Raw genomic sequence first — 17748 nt, 5'->3', positions numbered from 1 at the left:
AAAGATCATGGTCCAACAACAGGATAGCAAGGCGAAAATACGTCAGCCGGGAATGGTCCGCTACCCAGAGCGATGTTCTCATTGGTCCACTGCGCGGGGCTGTCGGCCGCGCGCGAAGTCAGCTTCTGTCCCGGGCAGCGGTATGCAAGGCTTCGGTCAGCGTGCCTGTCGTCTCGCCGCCGGCGTGAAGGCGCAGGAAAAGCTCCATGCCGACAAGCCGCAGCCTGGACGGTTGCTCGCGCCGCGCCAACTGGACCATGTCCTCCAAATTCGCGGCGGGCCATTTCAAGGCATCGCGCAGGAAACCGCCGCGTAGCAAAGTCTCCGTGCCGGCCGAAAATTGCGACGACATCTCGAAGCCGATCTTGCGCGCCTGGACGTTCTGGCGCGGAATGTGCTTTTCAGCGATCTTTCGCAAAAGCCATTTTCCTGTTTTGTCGCGGTATTTCTGCCGCCTCGGCAAATGGATGGCGAAGTCGATCAGCCGGTTTTCCAGGAACGGGACCCGCAGTTCCACGGACGCCGCCATGCTCAGCCGGTCGTGCCGGTGCAGGATGTCCTGCAGATGCGAATAGAGGTCGTAGAGGCAACTACCGAGAAAGGCGCGATCGGCGGGCGGCGTCACCGGCTCCAGCCGGTCGAAGATCTCGGTTTGCAGGAAATTCAGCTCCGGCGACAAAGCACGCAGGACCATGCTGCGATCCATTTGTGAGTGGCTTCCAGCCGAGACCTTGTAGGGGGCATGACGCTGTTGCTCGAATCTCCGGTCGAGCGAGCGCTTCGAATGGACCAGGCGCCGGGGCCACGACCAGGAACGCCACTTCTTCATGCTCAAGGCCTGCAATGGGTAGCCGCCAAACAATTCGTCTGCGCCTTCGCCGGTGAGCAGCACCTTGACGCCATCGGCCCGGCATTGTTCGGCAAGCGCCAGCAGCGCGACATGGCTGGCGTGCCAGCCATCGCTTTCAAGATGCCAGATTACCCTTGGCCAAAGTTCGAAAAACCGGTTCCTGTCGACCTGCACCCGGCGCAAGGGCACGCCGACATGGCGGCCGGTGCGTTCGGCGTCTTCGGCCTCGCTGTTGCCGAGCTGCGGGTCGACGACATAACCGTGGACTTCCGGCCTGAACCGCTTTGCCAGCGCCGTTATCAGGCCGGAATCGACACCGCTGCTGCAGGCGGTGGCAACGCTGGTATCGGCGATGCAGTGAAGTCCGACGCTGTCCTTGAGCAACGCCTCGAGCGTCGCCATGTGTTCAGCATCAGCGGATGCATCGCCGGTAATGCGCGCGGTCTCCAGCACGTCCAGCACATGCCAGAAGCGGCGCCTCTCGATAACGCCATCGGTGATCTTCCACAGGCCGGCGGGCGGCAGGCGCTCGATGCGGTCGAACAGGCTGTAGCTGGAATCGCGGCTCTGCCAGGCAAGCCGCAAGGTGATCTCGCGGCTGTCGATGTCGCGCGGAAAACCGTCGCAGGCGAGGATCGCCTTGTCCTCCGAGGCGAACAGGATTCGCTCCGGCGTGTCGGCCACCGACATCGGCTTGATTCCAAGACGGTCACGCGCAAGCCACAGCGCACTGCTGCGAGCGTCGAAATAGGCGAAGGAAAACATCCCGTCGAACAGCGGCACGGCTTTTTCGGGACCCCAGTGATGCAAGGCTTCGAGAACCACTTCGGCATCGCAGATGGTTCGAAAGACGACGCCTTGCGCCTGCAGCGTTTCGCGCAACGAGCGGTAATTGTAGACCTCGCCATTGTAGACGAGAACGCCATCGCCGGAAGAAGTCAGCATCGGCTCACGGGCGGCGGGCGAGGGATCGATGATGGTAAGTCGGCGGTGACCGAGGGCCAGCCGATTGTTGTGCCAGCTGTCATGATCGTCGGGGCCGCGATGTACCAGCGCCTGCATCATGCTGGCGACATCCGACAGGTCGTTGGCGTCGATCGGGTTTCGTTTGCGCCAGACGCCGGCTATTCCGCACATGGCCTGCCGGTGAGTTCTGCCTGAGTCATGGCCTGCAATCTAGCCGGAACACAGCCGCCTGCAAGCGCTGCCTAGAACCCGTTTTCAATGCGCTCGAAGATGACGTTGGTGAAGGCCGAGATCTGGCTGCCGATGAACGGACCGGTCAGCGCCACGACCAGCATGATGGCGACGATCTTGGGCACGAAGGTCAGGGTGATTTCCTGGATCTGGGTCAGGGCCTGGATCAGGGCAATGCCGATGCCGACCACCATGGCGACCAGCACCACCGGCGCGGAAGCAACAAGCACCGTCCATACCGCGTACTGGACGATGTCTAGGGCGTCGGCCTCGTTCATGTGAGCGCGCCTCTATGGAACTGTCTAGCTGGCCGGCTTTATCGAAACGCCCGCGCCGACCGGCACTTCGGTGCCGTTCTGCAGCACGGCGATCACGCCGTTGCTTGCAAGCTTGACCGAGGCCACGACGCCGGTCGTCTTGCCGTCGGCCGAGGTGATCGAGCGGCCGATCAAGGCATCGGCCTGCGACAGCGCCGAGGACTGCATGATCTGGTCGAGCTTGGTGTTGGTCTGCACCGATTGCTCTACCTGCGAGAAGGTGGCGAGCTGGGCGACATACTGTGTCGAATCCATCGGTTTCGTCGGATCCTGGTTCTTCATCTCGGCGATCAACAGCTTCAGGAACGACTGGTAGTCGACCGCTGTCTTCGACGTCTGCTGGGTGCCCTGGTTGGCGCCCGTGGGGATCGTCGTCGTCATGTCCACATTCATCAGTATTGTGCTCCCACGGCCAGCGGGCGCTTCGCACCCAGAACATCGTCATTGCCGCCAAGTGCGCGGCGTTCGAGCGGATAAAGCGCGCGGATAGCCTTCAGCGCTTCATAGATATGGTCTTCGCCGACCATGCGGTCGATCTGCTTCAGCGCGCCACTGATCTGCTCATCCTCGAAGCTTGCCAAAAGCAAGGGCAGCGAGCGGCGGAACATGGCGCGCGCCTCGATGGCGCCGGCCGGGTTCATCAGCATCACCTGCAGGATGAAATAGAGCTGCTTGAGCGGCGTCGAGGCATCGTCGGCCTGGATGACATGGTTCTCGAGCAGGAACTGTACGTCGTTCATTAGCTCGACGGTGACCTTGCGGTCGACGCGGATGACGGCGCCGTTGATGTAGATCTTCTCGTTCGGCTTCAGCGATATCTTCAGCGTGTTGGTCATTGAATGCCGTCCCGGATGATCTGGGACACTTCGATCAGCCCTTCGAAATTGTCGGTGCGGCCCTGGCGGATGTCCTCGGCCTCGCGCAGCAGCCACAGGCCGATGGAGATGAGGTTGGCGCGCAGTTCCTTGGGCAGGACATTGTCGCTGGAACCGAGATCCTCGACGAAGGTGGTCCAGACCCGGTTGGTGAAGTGCAGCGCTTCGACCGCCTCCATCGAGGTGTGGCCGACCGCCGCCGCCGCCGCCAGCATTTCGATCGAGCGGGTCAAAAGCTGCCGCTCGCGATCTTTCGCATCGGCAACGGAGTCGGTCTGGATGTCGGCGTAGGAGAATTGGTACATCGTTTGGCTCTACCGTTGCGGTTGAGATTGTCAGGTCAGGTAGTTCAGCAGGCTCATCTGCTGCAGGCGCGCCGTCAGCGCGAAGGACGTCTCGATATGCTGCGTCAGATCCGCGACGCGGGTGGCGGCCTCGGCCGGATCGACGCCCTCCAGATCGAGGATATGGCGCTCGAACAGGTCGACCTGCGTCTTCATGCGGTCGCTCGCGTCGGAAACACGCTTCTCGGCAAGGCCGGTCTCGGCCTGCAACTGGCCGAGTCCGCCCAGCGCCTCGCCGACCATCGCCTGGGCGCGACCGACGACGGTGGTCTTCGCCGCCTGGCTGATGTTGCCGGAGAGCAGGCCGGTGACCAGGGCGGAAGCCATGGCGAGCTTGCGGATGCTGTCTTCATTGGCGCTGGCCGAGGTCTGGGTGGTTTCGCCCAGCGAAATGCGGCTGACGATCTGCTGGTCGGTGGCGTTCGACCAGTTGGCCTGCCAGCCGGCGCCCATGAACTGCGGCACGACATTGCTGGTGATGAAGCCGTCCATCTGGGCGGCGGTGATGTTGGCGGCGAGCGGATCGGTCTGCGTGAAGCCGAAATACGACGAGAAGGAAGCGTCGAACGCCGCCTTGGCCGGCGAGCCGGCGGCGGTGAAATCGTCGATCGGCTTGACGTCGGTGTTGGTGCCGGCAAACAGATATTCGCCGTTGACGCTGGCATTGAGGATAGAGGTCATCTGCTGCACGGCGGCCTTGCCGGCTTGCTGCGTGATGGTGCTCGAGGAATTGCCGGCGGCGGTCAGTGCGGTCAGCAAATTCTGCGCAGTGTCGGAAAGCTGGCCAAGCGCAGCCTGCGTCGAGGACAGCCGAGCGGTGACCAGCGAATTGGAATCGATGATGACGTTCAACCGGTCGAGGTCGCGCGAGAAGGTGACCGCCTGCGAGGTGCGCGCGCCGAGCGCCAGACCGACATCGGCGACGGTGCCGGTCGTCGATTCCTTGGTGGCTTTGACCAGTTCGCCCTGCATGCGCATCTGCTGATAGCGCGCGGCGTTGGAGAGAGCGGCTGAGGAGACGGATGTGGCTTTCATGGCTTATCCCACGGCATCGAGCAGGGCCGACAGCATGTCGTCGACGGTTTTCATCATGCGCGCCGAGGCCTGATAGGTGTGTTCGAGGTCGAGCAGCAGCGACATCTCCTGGTCGACATTGACGCCGGTGTCGTTGGACAGCGCCTCGGCGGTGCGCGATGCCAGCGCTTCCTTGGCGTCTGCATTGCTCGAGGCCTGCTGGCGCTGGCCTTCGAACCAGCCAATGGCATTGGCGGCGTAGTCGGAGACGCTGGACGTCACGGTGATGCCGGCCGCAGCGTCGAAAGGCATCGGCTTGTCGAGCTTGTCGCCATAGCCGATCAAGAGCTGCGAATAGGAGGCGTCGCCGGCGGTGTTGGCGATATAGGCCGCACCATTGGCGCCGCCGTCGCGCAGCAGCACCGGATTGCCGCCGACGCTCGGGTCCATTGCGGCGTTGACCTTGATCGAGCCGGCAAGCCCGTCGATCAGCGTGCCGGCGGCCGGAATGGCGGGCGCACCCGACCAGGTGAACAGGCCGGTTCGGTCGGGCTGCGAAGGTGCTGTTTCGGCAAAGGCGGTGATGAGGCCGCGCGCCACTTCGTCGAGCTGGCTCTGCATCGTCGCCGCGACGCCGTCGCGCAAGGTGATGAGCCCGGCGAGCTTGCCGTCGGCGCTGGTGTTGCCGCCAGCCCCGGCGCTGACCGGCACATTGTCGATGTAGATGGTGTTGCCTGGTGTGCCGGCCGTGTAGCCCGCCGACGGGGTGAAACTTACCGAGCGCGGAATGGTCTCGAACAGTGTCGTGCCATCCTTGGTGGTGATGACCATGTCGTTGTCGCCACGCGTGAAGGTCGACACCGGCACATAGTCCGCGATCTTCTTCAGCAAAGCGTCGCGCTGGTCGAGCGCGTCGGATGCGTCGGTACCCGAACGGGTTGCGGAGATGACCGCCTTGTTGGCGTCCTGGAACTGACTAAGCAGCGAGTTGAGATCGTTAACCGCCGTTGATATCTCGCCATCGGCCTGGGTGCGGAAATCCTGGATCGCGTTGGTGCCGTCGTTCAGAGCGCGCACCACCTGCTGGGCCGCGTCGATGACGCTGGAGCCGAGGTTCTGGTTGGATGGCGTAGCGGCGTAAAGCTGCAGCGCGTTCTGCAGCTTGCCGATCGCGGTCGAGGCAGAGGAGGCGTTGTCGACGCCGTTGACGGCAACGGCGAGGCGGTCAATTCCGCTGTAAAGCGTGCTCTGGCCGCTCCATGCCGATTGCGCGCTAAGGTTCTGGCGAAACAGCAGGGCGTTGGTGGCGCGCTGGATCTCGACCGAGCGGGCGCCGGGCGCGCTGCTGACGACGACCGCCGTGCGGCGGGCATAGTCGGGGTTGCTGGCGTCGGCAATATTGCGGGAAAGGACGCTGGTCTGCTTCGATGTGGTCTGAAGCGACTGTTGGGCTATGGTCAATGCGGAAGTCAGCGACATGCGGGTCTTTCACGAGGCCAGTGGGGAGGGGATGACGTCTCTGCCCTGTCGGCGGCGTCGGCGTTCGGAAACCTGCAATTCCAGACCACCCCGGCCGGTTTGCCGGTGTGGCCTTGAATTCGAAATCCGCGCACCGCGCTGCTCTGGTTTGGGTTCATTCCCCTGGCGCCCGTCGTTTATCTCTTCAGGTTGACAAGGACATCCATGAGGTCGGAACCGGTCTGGAACACTTTCGAGTTAGCGGTGTAGCTGCGCTGCGCCGCGATCATGTTGGTCAATTCCTCGGCGATATCGACGTTGGAATTTTCCAACGCGCCGGAGATGATGCTGCCGAGCTTGCCTTCATTGGCGAAGCCGATGCGCACGGTGCCGGAGTCGGTGGACTGCGCATAGACATTGCCAGGCAGTGCGGTGAGGTTGTCGGCGCTCTGGACGTCGGCCAGTGGGATCTTGAACAGCGGCTTGGTCGAGCCGTCCTGATACTGGGCGTAAATGACTCCGTCCTCGCCGATCTGGATCTTTTCGATCGTGCTGGGCGCGTTGCCGTTGACCTTGGCTTCGGAGACCGTGAAGCCGGTGCCGAGCTGAGTCAGCTTGGACAAATCGAGGTCGAGCGACGCACCGCCCGGTACGGGGATGGTAATCGAATCGACGGCGCCGGTGAGTTTGCCGGTGGTGGTGTCGAAGGTCAGGTTGGCCGTGGCCAGCGCGCCGCCCGTATAGGGAAAGGATGTGCCCGGCGTCGCCTGGGACTGGTCGAACACAGAGACCGACCAGGTGCCGGTCCCGGTGTTGGTGAAATAGAGGTCGAGCAGCTTCTTGTTGCCGAGATTGTCGTAGGTGACCATCGAGGATTTCGACGTGTATTCCGCCGTCGGGCTGTTGGTGGACGGCAGCGGACCGGCGGGCGGCGTGGCGCCGGCCGGCAGATTGGCGTTGAAGTTGCCCGCGGTGCTGGGCGTCGCGGTCATTTCCTGGTCGGAGATCTGGACCGGCACCAGCCCTTCGAAACCGTTGGCGGTGGCAGCCGGTGTGCCGTTGGCGTAGCTGTAGGCCATCAGCTGGTAGCCGGCGGCGTTGACCAGTCTGCCCTGAGCGTCGGGAACGAATGCGCCGGCGCGGGTGAGGAAAGGCGTTCCGCTGGGGTCCTGGACGACGAAGAAACCGTTGCCGTTGACCGCAAGGTCGGAAACCGAGGTCGTGTACTGCAGCACGCCCTGGGCGCTGATGGCCGAGCGGATGGTGGTGTTGACGCCGCCGGAATTATAGGCGCCGCCGACCTGCGGCATGATCAGCGTCGAAAACTCGGCCGAGGATCGCTTGTAGCCGGTGGTGTCGGAATTGGCGATGTTGTCGGCTGTGGCCGAAAGGCGGTTGGCCTGCGCGTTCATGCCGGAAACGCCGGTCCGCATCATTCCGTAAAGGCTCATCGAACGTCTCCTCAATGCCCAACATCGTTGGGCCCATCTGTGGTCGCGAGGATATAATTTCTGTCTTGCGCGAGGCTGGCGCAGACCGCCATCAGAACACCAGCCGGTAGCCAAGGAAGCGCTTGGAATCTATCGGGTCCTGGCCGAGCTTTTCGCGCAGCTTCTTGCGCAATTTGGAGATGTGGCTCTCGACGACGTTCTCCTCGACCTCTTCGTCGAAGATGCCGTAGATGGCGTTGAAGACCTGGGTCTTGGTGACGCGGCGTCCGCGGTTGCTCGCCAGATATTCGAGGATGCGGCGTTCGCGGCGCGGCAGAGGCAACGGCTGGCCATCGATCTCGGGATCGCGGCCGTCCATGAAGATGCGCATGGCGCCGATCTCGGTATAGCTGACGTCCTCATGGGCGCGGCGGCGGATGGCGGTGATGCGGGCCAGGATCTCCCGGATATGGACCGGCTTGCGGATGACGTCGTCGACACCGCTCTCGAACAGCCGCAGCGTATTTTCAAGCGAGTGCTGTTCGCTGAGCGCGATAACCGGAGCGCCGGTGCGGTCGCGGATCTGGCGTGGCGAGATGGCGCCTTCGCGGCAGTCGCCGATGAGGAAGGCTCGGACCGATCGCAAATCCGTGTCGGCGGCCGATGTCACCCACTCGCCGAATTCACCGGACGCGAAGCCTGCACAGGCGACGCCCTCACGATCGAAAAGTGAATTATAGCCTTCAGTTACGAGCTCACGCTCGTCAACGATTACAATCATCGGCCCCGCCTCCGAATCAGATCATCTGCCCCGTGGGAAGAGCCGTAACCGGTGCCGGGAATCCTGAACAACCATCATTTCTTGTAGCTATTTTCTTGGGAGTTATTTCGAGTTTCGAAATAACCGCAATCAGGAGGTTGTATCGTTGGTTGCCGAACGGGTGACGTGGCACGTCACCCGCCGGGCGTGGATTTGCAGCCGTTCGCAAGAGATGATTCACCTAATGGTTGCAGAAGTTGCGGGCGTTCGGGGTCCATTTGCCGAAGCCGGTGGCGACCATATTGGCGATGACGCGGCAGACATAGAATTTCTGCGCGGGGTCATTGTCGGGGCCGGCGTGGTAGCGGGCGACGGCCATCGACCAGCTGACATGACGCGCATGCAGGCTGGCCAGGAAGCGCGCGGCATAGTCGACATTCTGGCGCGGGTCCAGCATGTCGTCGACGCTGCGGAAATGCGCGGCGTGATAGTGATGGTTGATCTGCATGCAGCCGAGATCGATGAGTGTCTTGCCCTCGCGCCGGGCTGCTTCGAAGGCGGCCAGGGCCTCGGTGCGGTTCCTTGGAAATACCGCTTTCCCCTCTATATTCAACGCATTAGGCTGCAGGCTTCCCTTCTTGCCGGTCTCGGTCAGTCCGACCGCATAGAGGATGCCGGCCGGCACGCCATAGCGATCGGCGGCACGCAAAATCTCGGGCTCGCAAGGGTTGGTGGCGGCGGTGGCCGGCTTGGTGGCGAGGCTAGATAAACATATCGTCGCCAGCACGCTCGCGAGCAGGCGCGCCAGCGCGGCCGAATTCCTGGGCATCGTCATTGCGGTTTCTTCCCGACTGGTGGCCGCCCGAACCCGTATTGTTGCCGCTCGAGTTTCCGGGCTGAAAAGCGGACTGGTCGCGGCCTTGCGGCATTGGATGCGAGTTCGCTGCATCGCTGCGGGCCGCTGCGTGGATCGCTATCGAGGGTTGCAGGATGGTCACCTTGTCGACATCGAAGCCGAGCCCGCGCAACGACTTCACGATGGCGTCGCTGTCGGTGGCGAGACGGCGGTAAGCCTCATGGGTTTCGGGCTTCAATTCTATCGAAAGTTGTTCTCCGGAAAGCCTGAGACTGGCGGTGACCATGCCGAGCTCTGCCGGGTGAAGCTCGATCTTCAATATATGTGTCGGAACGGCAACAGAACCGGCCGTCTGGGCGGTCGTCGACGGCGTCGAAACCGCTTGCCGCAGGCCGTTATCCGAAGCCAGCGCGTCGATAAGCGCCGAAGTCGTTTGGTTTATCGGACTATGCGCCGGCGCGGGGAAGCTCTGTTCGGCGACAATGTCGACGCGCGCAGCGAATGGCGGCTGTTTTCCCTGTGTGGACGATGCCGCGGAATGGGCTCCATCGACGGACTTCGCCGACGGCGCGGACCGTTTTGCCTCGGGTGCCGAAACGTCGCTTGCCGTCTGGCCCGCCGGTAGAGGAGGCGTCGGACCATCCTGGTGCGGCAGTTTGCCGGACTGGAGCCCGATCGCGGGCAGCTTTTGCCCCTGATCCTGTGCGGAAACGCTGGTACCGGGCTTGGCCCGTTCCGATCGCGTCGTCGTGTCGAGTCTGTTGTCAATGCCGGACGCTGCGCGGTGTCTCTTCAGAGGCGACGTCTGTGCAGAAGTGGCCTCGCCAGCGGGCGCCGGTTGCCCAGTCTGTCCATTCGTCGCGATGCCGTTCCCGCTTGTCCGGACCGTTGAGAAATGCCTGATATCGTGCAGCGCCAGCACCAGTGGCAAATGATCCTGCAGCGATCCTGCATCCGCGTCTCGTCCGGCCACCTCAGCGTCCTTGGATGGTTTGTCCGGGCCACTATCGGCATGTTCTTTTGCGGCCTTGCCGGCAGCGGATTTCGTCCCCGTTTTGCCAGACTGGGTGTGTGGGATTTCGCTTTTGCCGGGACCGGCAGGGCTGCGTTTGGCCCAATGCAGCTCGTGCGACGCGGCCTCAATTGCTCCCTGGCCTATCGGTGTCGGCGCATCGTCGTCGCCGCGCACCATGTCGCCGAAGCTTTTGTCGCCGCCATTGGCGTTTGAGGCCGACTGCTTCGATCCGGCGTGCGCGGGAGCCGGCAGGGCCTGGCCAACATTGGTGGTCATTTCGGGGCTGCTCCAAGCATCTGGTCGATCAAATCGAGCCGGTGACGCGTCCTCGCCATGGCGGCGTCGGTGGGATCGGTAGGCTCTACTGCGGCGGGGGCCGGCACCGATGCCGGCACGACCGGAGCCGCATCGCTGGCCGAGGCGACTGCAGGCGTTTCCGCCGCCTTTGGCTCGGGCGTGCTCGGTGCCTGCGCGGCCGGCTCACTTGCCGCCTTCGGTTGGTCGGTTGCGGGCTGTTCACTCGACGTTGTGGCGGCTGGCTGTTCCGGCATCGCGCCTTCGACCGGCGGCAGCTCTGGCTCGTCGGGTCTTTCCACGGCCGCGGTCTTGACCGGCTCCTGCCTGGCCGCGGCAGGTGCGGGCTTTTCGGCAGGCAGCGGCGCCGGCGGGGCGATGACTTCACCCGCCACGGCCTGCGCGGCATCGAGCAGGTCGCGGTCGCTTTGCGAAAGCTGGTTGCGATCGATCTTGTCCAGCTTGGCGCGGACCTCGCCGATGGTGCCGGACGTTACCGTGGACAGGCTGGAATAGAGCTGGGCGCGCGGATCGTCCTGATTGTGGATGCCGTCGCGGCCCCGTTCAGCCCTGGCCGAGGCAAAGGCGGAGAGATCGGCAAAGCCGTCGATCGCGGCGCGGCGGGCGATGCGCAGATAGATCACCTTCTCGCGTTCTGGATCCATCATTGCGGTGATGTCGGCGAGCTTGTCCTGGCTGATCGCCATGTGCAGCGTGATGACGCCGGAGACGAAGGCGTCGGCGAACTGGCTGGCATAGGGCGAATAGAGGTAGTCTTCGACGTATTGGGTTGAGGCAAGCGCGAAACGCGCACCGTCGCCTTGCGCGGCGGCGATGCCGACCGAGCGGCGCAGTGCTGCTTCCTCGACCAGCGTGCCGGGGCTGAGCAGGCGAGCATCGTCGAGCAGCGCAAGCGCGCTGACCGGTTGCTCGGTGGCGAGAAGCGAGCCCTTGACCAGCGCCAGAAAGGCACCGACATCGGGGGGCAGGGTCATCGGATCGATCGGCTTCAGCGCCTCGATCGCAGCCGCCTGCCGGCCGTTCAGATAATCGACAATGCCCTTGGCGATGGTCAGGCTTTGCGGGTCGGTCTTGGCGCGCGACACCGCCGCCTCGACGGTGACGGGGTTGCCGCCACTCATGCCATAGACCAGCAAGGCGCGAAAATTCTTCGGGTCGCTGAAATCATCTGCGTCCGCCGCGCGCAGCCTTGTGTCGGCCATTTCGAGCAGCTTGGCCTGCATCGGCAGCGCGGCGTGATCGCCGGCGGCGATGCGGTCCTGCACAAGCTGCAGCGAGCGCACCAGCTGATAGGGCTGCAAGCCGTCCTCGGCGAAGGCCGATGGCGGATGGACAGCGCTCAGCAGCAGCAGCCCGACGGCGCGGCCGATGATCGCGGCGCGCCTCATCCGTCGGTCGCCATCAGGATTTCGATGCGGCGGTTCGCGGCCGCCATCGGGTCGGCTGCAATTTTCGGCTCGCGATCGGCGAAGCCGGCGACCTCGGTGATGCGGCGCTCGTCGACGCCGCCGCGCACCAGCATGTAATAGGCGGAATGGGCGCGCGCCGTGGACAGCCGCCAATTGTCGTAAGTGTCGCTGCGGAACGGCCGCGCGTCGGTGTGGCCGTTGATGCTGATCGTGCCTTTCTGCTCGTTGACGATGCGGCCGATCTTTTCCATCGCCAGCACCAGTTCACGCCTAGGCACAGCCGATCCGATCTCGAACATGCCGAAATCGAACTGGTCCGTGATCGAAATGACGACACCCTTGTCGGTGGCTTCGACGGAGACGCCATCATGCAATTTGTCGCCTGGCTTGAAGGCCTCGGCCAGTTCCTGCTTGACCTGCGCCGCGGCTCTAACAGTGGCGGCCGTCGGCGCTTTTTCTGCGGCTTCGGGTTTGGGTGCGGGTTGTGCTTCGGCGGCTTCGGCCTTTGCAATTTCGGCCTTCGCTGCTTCAGCCTTGGCCTCTGCTTTGGCTTCAGCCTTGGTCAGCGGCTTATCGGAAACGGATTTCGCCAGCGGCTCGAGCGGCGCCGCGGCCACTGGCGGCGCGGCCGGCACGGCCTTCACCTCCGCCACTTGCGTCTGTGCCGCCTTGTCACCCGGCTTCAGGGGATCGCCTTCGATCTTGGTGCGTTCGGCGGTGGCTTCGGCGCCTGGTGCAGCCACCTGCTGCGACCAGAAATCCGGCGCGAACGGGTCGCGGTAGGATTGGCCGCCGGATGCGCCGGTAGCCGGGCCGGACGCCTGCGCGCCGCCATCGCCCTTCTCGCTGACATTTTGCATGACGCCGGTGTCGGTGGCGATTTCCGACAGCACAGCATAGGGATCGGCAAACAGATGCTCGTCGGAAAGATCGGTCTTCGGCGCCGATTCCTTCGATTGCTTCTTGTCCGAGGTGCCGGCGCCGCCGATGCCGTCCTGTCCGGCCTTGCTGGTCTTGTCCCGCGGGTCGTCGGCCGTCAGCCCGACCTTGCTCGGGCCATCGCCGAGGTCTTCGAGGCCCTTGCGGCTGGCGTTGCGATCGACCAGCTTGACCGGATTGAAGTAGCTGGCAACGGCCGCCTTGGTCTGCTCGTTGGCGGCGTTGATCAGCCACATGACGAGGAAGAAGCACATCATGGCGGTCATGAAATCGGCAAAGGCAATCTTCCAGACGCCGCCATGGTGGGCGTCGTCGTGGTCGTCGTGATTGCGCCGCACGATGATGATCTCGTGCCTGGCGTCTGCGGCCTCGACAACGCTCATGACGTCCACTCGTTCATAATAGGGCCCCCGCTCATGATAGGGCCTCCGACAAGGCGGCCGACCATTCGGCAATGCGGGTTTCGAACACCGCCTCGTCAATGGAGACGGTAAGGTCGAAGCCGGGCGCCTCGATGAAATCGAGATTGGCCGCGCGTGGGCCGAGCGAAGCCTTCAGTGCCTCGAACAATGACAGCGGTCCGCGCACGGCGATGCGCACCGCCTCGCTGTCGCCGACGGCTTCGCGGATCGTGCCGGCAAGGGCTTCCAGCGAACGCTTCTGCAGATCGTCGCTGACAAGGCCGCCAATGATGCGCGCAATGGTGGCGCCGACGAGGTCGCTGACCTTGGCCTCCATGATCTCGATACGGGCAGTGACGACCGCGCCGAGATCGCCGCCGAAACTTTCCAGAAAGGCCTTTGCTTCATCGGCATTGGCCTGTCTCTGCGCCTCGAGCGCTGCCTGGTGGGCGATGGCAAGGCGGGCTTCAAGGGCGGCTTCGGCATCGATGACCGCTTCGGCGATCAGCGCGCCGATGTCGGCCTGCGGCGCCGACGTCTCCGGCCTTGGCTCGGCCATGGCCGCGAGCGAGGGCTGGCCGGCACGCTGGCTGCGTGCGCCGAAATCCGGCAAAAGGTCGAAAAGCGCTGCCGAGGCCATGGTCTATACCGCTGCTTCCTGGGCCGCCCATTTGCGCAGGATCTGCGCGGTGCGCTCCTCATTGATGTCCACCATGCGGGCAAGCCGCTCCTGCGGCGCCGGCCTGATCTTCTGGCGAAGATCGTCGAGTGGAGTCGGGCCGGGGCGGCTGCCGGGCAAGGCAGCCGGCGCCGGTTCGGCGCTGGCGGCTTCGGGTGTCGGCAGTGAACGCTGGACGTCGTCGAAGCTCGGACCGGCAAGTGCCGGCGTCGGCCGCGCGCTCAGCGCGGTGGCCATTGGCCTCAGGCCGAAGAAGGCGACCAGGAACACCACGACGATGAACGCGCCGGCATTGATCATCGTACCGGCATGGGTTCCGATCGACGCCATTATGCCCGGCTGCTCGACCGCCTCGCCGTCGAGCCCGTCGATGAACTCGACCGCCGAGACATCGATGATATCGCCGCGCTTGTCGTCGAAGCCGGTGGCCGAAGCCACCATCTTCTGGATGTCGGCAACGCGCTTGGCGATCTGCTCGGGCGTTGCGTCCTTGCCGAGGATGGTCATCAGCCGCTGCTGATTGACGACGACGGCGATCGACATCTTGGTAACGGAATAGCCGTTCGATACTGTGGCGATCTTCTTGGAGTTGATCTCGTAATTGGTGATCTCCTCCTTGCGGTCGTTCGCCGATGACGTCTGCGGACCATCGGTGCTGGTCGCCTGGGTCTCGGGCAGGTTCTGCTCGACGGTGGCCGGGGTCGAGGCCTGCCTCTGATTGCTGTTTTCGTTGGCGCGCACCGACTGCACGGAACGCTCGACGCGCGACTCCGGATCGAAGATTGTCTCTTCGGTCTGGCGGGTGTCGGTATTGACGTCGGCTTTGACGCTGGCGCGGAAATTGTCGGGGCCGAGATAAGGCGTCAGCGCGCGGCGGATGTTGTCGCCGATCTGCGCCTCGACGGTCTGCTCGACGCCGAGCGTGCGGGCAGCACTTGTGTTGGAGGGATCGTCGCCGGCGGCGAGAAGATTGCCGTTGGAATCGAGCACGGTAACCTTGTCGGCCGACAGGCCCGGCACGGCGGCGGCGACGAGATGGCGGATCGACATGGCGCTCTTTTCAGCATCGATGCCGGAGTAGCGGATGACCACCGAGGCGGAGGGCTGCTGTTCGTCGCGGCGGAAATTGGCGCGCTCGGACATGACGATGTGAACGCGGGCCGCCTTGATGCCGGATATCGACTGGATGGTGCGGGCGATCTCGCCTTCCAGCGCGCGCACGCGGGTGATCTGCTGCATGAAGGAGGTCAGCCCGAGCGAGCCGACATTGTCGAACAGTTCGTAGCCGGCATTGGCGCTGGTCGGCAGGCCCTTTTCGGCGAGCAGCATGCGCGCCTGCGCGGTGGTGCCGGCCGGCACCAGCACGGAGGTGCCGTCGGAGCCGACGTCGAAGCCGATGCCGGCCTCGCCGAGCACCAGGCCGATCTGGTTCACGTCGGAGCGATCGAGCCCGACATAGAGCGTCTCATAGGCAGGGCGGTTGAGATAGACCGAGCCGATGCCGATGACGGCCATCACCAATGCGGCAATGCCGGCCAGCATGGCAAGGCGCCTGACGCCAAATGCCCTGAGATTCGAGATGATGCTCTGGATCTGTTGCGGCACGATTCAAGCGCTCCCAGCATGATATTCCGTGGGAACACTAGACCGCGAAGCTTGTGCGAAGATGATAGAGCATGTCGCCCGGAAGTGCAGCGGTTCCGTGTCAACGACATGCGTCAAAACACAGCCACAAAGCGAAAGGGCCGCGCTGTCGGCGCGGCCCTTCAATTCAAGAAGGAGAAAGCCGGGTCAGGCTTACTGCTTGAACAGCGCCAGGATCGACTGCGAGTTGCCGTTGGCGATCGACAGCGACTGGATGCCGAGCTGCTGCTGGACCTGTAGGGCCTGCAGCCGCGTCGATTCCTTGTTCATGTCGGCGTCGACCAGCGCGCCGACGCCCTTGTCGATCGAGTCCGACAGGTTCGACAGGAAGCTCTTCTGGGTATCGATGCGCGACTTGGCGGCGCCGAGATAGGCAGCGCCCGTGGACAGCTTGGCAAGCGCCGTTTCAACGGCGCCAAGTGCGGTGTCGATGGCTGCCGGAAGGACCTGGGTTGTGCTGGGATCGAAGAAGGTCGTCGCCAGCAGAGCGCCGACGATGCCGCCGGTGCCGGGAAGATCGAGGACCTGCGTGTCGGCCGCCTTGACGTCGATGGTGTCGATGGCGACGGTCGTGCCGGTGCGGTTATAGGACGCGACGATCTTCAGGTCGGAGGTCGCAGCAGCGTCGTTCTGCAGCAGGTTCGAGCCGGCATAGGAGGCGTTGGTGACCGACGACTTGATCTGGTCCTGGATAGCCTTGATCTCAGTGGCGATCTTCTGCTGGTCGTCCTTGCTGGCGCTGCGTGCAGTGACCAGCTTGGCCTTGATCAGGTCGACCTGGTCCTTGATGTCGGTGATGGCGGTGTAGGCGGTGTCGACCTTGCCGGCGCCGAGGCCAAGCGCGTCCTGAACGGCCGAAAGCGCCTTGTTGTCGGACTTCATCGTGGTGGCGATCGACCAGTAGGCGGCGTTGTCGCTGGCGGTGGCGACGCGGTAGCCGGTCGAAATGCGTGACTGGGTGGTTTCAAGCTGCTTGTTGGTGTTGTTCAGGCTCTGCAGCGCGGTCAGAGCCGAAGCGTTCGTCATGATGCTAGCCAAGATATTTACCCCTTTTCAAACACTGGCGTGTCCCGAACACGCCGGATCAACTTCATCAAGGGGGTAGGCATAAGCCCATCGACCGTATGGTCTGCCCGCCATGGAATGGTTAACCATGACTACCGGGATATGGTTAACGGCCTGTTAAACCAAGCCATTCAGGGCGCTGGCCAAGAGCAAAAATCGGCAGCCATTTAGCAAGAAAATCAACAGCCGCAAAAAGAAATCGGGCCGCGCTGTTGGCGCGGCCCGACGGATGGTGTCAGTCGTAATGTCGAGAGATCAGCCGCGGAAGAGCGACAGGATCGACTGCGAGTTGCCGTTGGCGATCGACAGCGCCTGGATGCCGAGCTGCTGCTGGACCTGGAGGGCCTGCAGACGGGTCGATTCCTTGTTCATGTCGGCGTCGACCAGAGCGCCGACGCCCTTGTCGATCGAGTCCGACAGGTTCGACAGGAAGCTCTTCTGGGTGTCAATGCGCGACTTGGCGGCGCCGAGCGAGGCAGCGCCGGTGGACAGCTTGGCAAGCGCGGTTTCAACAGTGCCGAGCGCGGTGTCGATGGCGGCGGGGGTAACCGCCGTGGTGCTCGGGTCGAAGAAGGCAGCGGCGAGCAGGCCGCCGACGATGCCGCCCGTGCCGGCGACATCGAGAACCTGCGTATCGGCAGCCTTGACGTCGATGGTGTCGATGGTGACGGTCGCGCCGGTACGGTTGTAAGCCGCAACGATCTTCAGGTCGGACGCAGCGGCAGCGTCGTTCTGCAGCAGGTTCGAGCCGGCGAAGTTGGCGTTGGCGACCGAGGACTTGATCTGCGCCTGGATGGCGTTGATTTCGGTCGCGATCTTCTGCTGGTCTTCCTTCGAGGCGCTACGGGCAGTGACCAGCTTGGTCTTGATCAGGTCGACCTGGTCCTTGACGTCGTTGATGGCGGTGTAGGCGGTGTCAACCTTGCCGGCGCCGAGGCCGAGGGCGTCCTGCACGGCCGAGTTGGCCTTGTTGTCGGACTTCATCGAGGTCGCGATCGACCAGTAAGCGGCGTTGTCGGAAGCGGTGGCAACGCGGTAGCCGGTCGAGATGCGGGCCTGCGTCTGCTCGAGGGATTTGTTGGTGTTGTTCAGGCTCTGCAGCGCGGTCAGCGCCGAGGCGTTCGTCATGATACTGGACATGGCTACTCGTACCTTGATTTTTACAGGGTGTTTTTGACAT

The 17748-nt window shown here is 63.6% G+C and carries 17 protein-coding genes; all 17 read right to left on the bottom strand.

Features of this window, described 5'->3' with window-relative positions; all coding sequences use genetic code 11:
- Positions 1–118 precede the first annotated feature (118 nt).
- The 17 genes from asnB to NLY36_RS09150 all read right to left on the bottom strand — a co-directional run bounded on the left by asnB (position 119) and on the right by NLY36_RS09150 (position 17708).
- The gene (asnB, locus tag NLY36_RS09230; RefSeq protein WP_023735028.1) at positions 119–1987 is read right to left on the bottom strand and encodes an asparagine synthase (glutamine-hydrolyzing); all 1869 of its coding nucleotides are present in this window, start codon (positions 1985–1987) and stop codon (positions 119–121) included.
- A 71-nt stretch (positions 1988–2058) separates the two neighbouring features.
- Positions 2059–2325: a flagellar biosynthesis protein FliQ gene (gene fliQ, locus NLY36_RS09225; protein WP_023671896.1), complete on the bottom strand. Its 267-nt coding sequence runs from the start codon at positions 2323–2325 to the stop codon at positions 2059–2061.
- 24 nt (positions 2326–2349) lie between these two features.
- Positions 2350–2757, bottom strand: a complete 408-nt coding sequence (flgD, locus tag NLY36_RS09220) for a flagellar hook assembly protein FlgD (protein WP_023671895.1) — start codon at positions 2755–2757, stop codon at positions 2350–2352.
- Positions 2757–3200, bottom strand: coding sequence for a flagellar biosynthesis repressor FlbT (flbT, locus tag NLY36_RS09215; protein ID WP_023695743.1), 444 nt, complete (start codon positions 3198–3200; stop codon positions 2757–2759). The genes flgD and flbT overlap by 1 nt, the downstream gene beginning before the upstream one ends.
- Positions 3197–3544, bottom strand: coding sequence for a flagellar biosynthesis regulator FlaF (flaF, locus tag NLY36_RS09210; protein ID WP_023671893.1), 348 nt, complete (start codon positions 3542–3544; stop codon positions 3197–3199). The genes flbT and flaF overlap by 4 nt, the downstream gene beginning before the upstream one ends.
- A gap of 30 nt (positions 3545–3574) precedes the next feature.
- Positions 3575–4618 (bottom strand): flagellar hook-associated family protein, encoded by a 1044-nt coding sequence (locus NLY36_RS09205; RefSeq protein WP_023683291.1) that lies wholly within the window; start codon positions 4616–4618, stop codon positions 3575–3577.
- Between the two features lie 3 nt (positions 4619–4621).
- Entirely contained in the window at positions 4622–6076 is a 1455-nt protein-coding gene (flgK, locus tag NLY36_RS09200; RefSeq protein WP_023735027.1) for a flagellar hook-associated protein FlgK, read from the bottom strand.
- A 176-nt stretch (positions 6077–6252) separates the two neighbouring features.
- Complete coding sequence (locus tag NLY36_RS09195; RefSeq protein WP_023691731.1) at positions 6253–7506, bottom strand: flagellar hook protein FlgE; 1254 nt, start codon at positions 7504–7506, stop codon at positions 6253–6255.
- A 91-nt stretch (positions 7507–7597) separates the two neighbouring features.
- Positions 7598–8266, bottom strand: coding sequence for a response regulator transcription factor (locus NLY36_RS09190; protein WP_023683295.1), 669 nt, complete (start codon positions 8264–8266; stop codon positions 7598–7600).
- Positions 8267–8486: 220 nt separating this feature from the next.
- Positions 8487–9074, bottom strand: coding sequence for a transglycosylase SLT domain-containing protein (locus tag NLY36_RS09185; RefSeq protein ID WP_373432824.1), 588 nt, complete (start codon positions 9072–9074; stop codon positions 8487–8489).
- Positions 9007–10392, bottom strand: coding sequence for a flagellar hook-length control protein FliK (gene fliK, locus NLY36_RS09180; RefSeq protein ID WP_023735026.1), 1386 nt, complete (start codon positions 10390–10392; stop codon positions 9007–9009). Before fliK ends, NLY36_RS09185 begins: the two co-directional genes overlap by 68 nt.
- On the bottom strand, positions 10389–11819 hold the full coding sequence (locus NLY36_RS09175) for a MotC family chemotaxis protein (RefSeq protein ID WP_023735025.1): 1431 nt from the start codon (positions 11817–11819) through the stop codon (positions 10389–10391). The genes fliK and NLY36_RS09175 overlap by 4 nt, the downstream gene beginning before the upstream one ends.
- Positions 11816–13162 carry a MotB family protein gene (locus tag NLY36_RS09170; RefSeq protein WP_023683299.1) on the bottom strand — a complete coding sequence of 449 codons (1347 nt, stop codon included), beginning with the start codon at positions 13160–13162 and terminating at the stop codon, positions 11816–11818. The genes NLY36_RS09175 and NLY36_RS09170 overlap by 4 nt, the downstream gene beginning before the upstream one ends.
- 31 nt (positions 13163–13193) lie before the next feature.
- On the bottom strand, positions 13194–13820 hold the full coding sequence (locus NLY36_RS09165; RefSeq protein WP_023695748.1) for a hypothetical protein: 627 nt from the start codon (positions 13818–13820) through the stop codon (positions 13194–13196).
- 3 nt (positions 13821–13823) lie between these two features.
- Positions 13824–15464: a flagellar basal-body MS-ring/collar protein FliF gene (gene fliF, locus NLY36_RS09160; RefSeq protein ID WP_023695749.1), complete on the bottom strand. Its 1641-nt coding sequence runs from the start codon at positions 15462–15464 to the stop codon at positions 13824–13826.
- A 192-nt stretch (positions 15465–15656) separates the two neighbouring features.
- Positions 15657–16541: a flagellin N-terminal helical domain-containing protein gene (locus tag NLY36_RS09155; RefSeq protein WP_023683302.1), complete on the bottom strand. Its 885-nt coding sequence runs from the start codon at positions 16539–16541 to the stop codon at positions 15657–15659.
- Positions 16542–16823: 282 nt separating this feature from the next.
- Positions 16824–17708 carry a flagellin N-terminal helical domain-containing protein gene (locus tag NLY36_RS09150; RefSeq protein ID WP_023683303.1) on the bottom strand — a complete coding sequence of 295 codons (885 nt, stop codon included), beginning with the start codon at positions 17706–17708 and terminating at the stop codon, positions 16824–16826.
- Positions 17709–17748: the final 40 nt, after the last annotated feature.

The organism is Mesorhizobium sp. C399B (assembly GCF_030323185.1).
GTDB lineage: Bacteria > Pseudomonadota > Alphaproteobacteria > Rhizobiales > Rhizobiaceae > Mesorhizobium.
Note: the sequence above shows the minus strand (reverse complement) of the source record. Positions and strands in the feature narration are given on the sequence as shown.

What these genes read in the sequence shown, in the direction of transcription:
- flgD (WP_023671895.1), bottom strand. Translation starts at nt 2,757, where the DNA reads ATGAATGTGGACATGACGACGACGATCCCCACGGGCGCCAACCAGGGC.
- NLY36_RS09175 (WP_023735025.1), bottom strand. Translation starts at nt 11,819, where the DNA reads ATGAGGCGCGCCGCGATCATCGGCCGCGCCGTCGGGCTGCTGCTGCTG.
- fliK (WP_023735026.1), bottom strand. Translation starts at nt 10,392, where the DNA reads ATGACCACCAATGTTGGCCAGGCCCTGCCGGCTCCCGCGCACGCCGGA.
- NLY36_RS09195 (WP_023691731.1), bottom strand. Translation starts at nt 7,506, where the DNA reads ATGAGCCTTTACGGAATGATGCGGACCGGCGTTTCCGGCATGAACGCG.
- flbT (WP_023695743.1), bottom strand. Translation starts at nt 3,200, where the DNA reads ATGACCAACACGCTGAAGATATCGCTGAAGCCGAACGAGAAGATCTAC.
- fliQ (WP_023671896.1), bottom strand. Translation starts at nt 2,325, where the DNA reads ATGAACGAGGCCGACGCCCTAGACATCGTCCAGTACGCGGTATGGACG.
- flgK (WP_023735027.1), bottom strand. Translation starts at nt 6,076, where the DNA reads ATGTCGCTGACTTCCGCATTGACCATAGCCCAACAGTCGCTTCAGACC.
- NLY36_RS09205 (WP_023683291.1), bottom strand. Translation starts at nt 4,618, where the DNA reads ATGAAAGCCACATCCGTCTCCTCAGCCGCTCTCTCCAACGCCGCGCGC.
- NLY36_RS09150 (WP_023683303.1), bottom strand. Translation starts at nt 17,708, where the DNA reads ATGTCCAGTATCATGACGAACGCCTCGGCGCTGACCGCGCTGCAGAGC.
- flaF (WP_023671893.1), bottom strand. Translation starts at nt 3,544, where the DNA reads ATGTACCAATTCTCCTACGCCGACATCCAGACCGACTCCGTTGCCGAT.
- asnB (WP_023735028.1), bottom strand. Translation starts at nt 1,987, where the DNA reads ATGTGCGGAATAGCCGGCGTCTGGCGCAAACGAAACCCGATCGACGCC.
- NLY36_RS09165 (WP_023695748.1), bottom strand. Translation starts at nt 13,820, where the DNA reads ATGGCCTCGGCAGCGCTTTTCGACCTTTTGCCGGATTTCGGCGCACGC.
- NLY36_RS09185 (WP_373432824.1), bottom strand. Translation starts at nt 9,074, where the DNA reads ATGCCCAGGAATTCGGCCGCGCTGGCGCGCCTGCTCGCGAGCGTGCTG.
- NLY36_RS09190 (WP_023683295.1), bottom strand. Translation starts at nt 8,266, where the DNA reads ATGATTGTAATCGTTGACGAGCGTGAGCTCGTAACTGAAGGCTATAAT.
- NLY36_RS09170 (WP_023683299.1), bottom strand. Translation starts at nt 13,162, where the DNA reads ATGAGCGTTGTCGAGGCCGCAGACGCCAGGCACGAGATCATCATCGTG.